This is a genomic window from Psychrobacter sp. 1U2 (genome assembly GCF_051847575.1).
Genome location: NZ_JBPYDC010001355.1, coordinates 1 through 619, shown reverse-complemented (window position 1 = coordinate 619; position 619 = coordinate 1). Strand labels below are relative to the sequence as shown.

The following is a 619-nucleotide window of genomic DNA, read 5'->3' as shown; positions in this document are numbered from 1 at the left end:
AATATTACCTTCGTTTTTTATAGTAATCGTATAGTCAACATAGGCGTTGGCATTGTTGGTATCGAATATCTTATTGTTAAGATTGGTGGTCGCAGACTTAGTAATGGCATAAACAGGGGTAGTCGTAATAGCGTTATTGGTATTGGTCGCTCTTTTATCTGCTGTCGTCTGACCTTTATCTGTAAGATATTTACTGGCCGCGATTACCATAAAGGAGGTATTATGACCAATAACCCGATCACTATTTGATGTGGCAGTGATAGTAATATCAGCAGTTTGGCCTGGTTTAAGCGTTATCTTACCACCGATTGCAATGGTCTCAGAGTTACCAACATTGGTGGTACCTTCTTTTATTTGGTATTTAATGATAACGCTAACAGGCAAATTGTCTGATGGTTTAAATAGGTAGATGGTATAGGTATCAGAGATATTACCGTCGTTACTGAGCGTATGGCTAAAGTCCACAGAAGAGCCAGAGCTGGGGGTCGCTTCAATATTTTCATTTATATTGTCACCAATGATACCATCATCGTTTTTGGCAACTAAGCTAAACGCGCCTGTTTCAGTTACATTGATGACGACTTCATTTGACTCCGCCTTTTGCTCAGTAGCATTGTCA

The 619-nt window shown here is 39.6% G+C and carries 1 protein-coding gene; it reads right to left on the bottom strand.

All coding sequences use genetic code 11. The features are described 5' to 3' along the window. A partial coding sequence (locus tag ACS8FD_RS22065) for a hypothetical protein (protein WP_439277443.1) occupies positions 1-619 on the bottom strand: 619 nt, incomplete at both ends.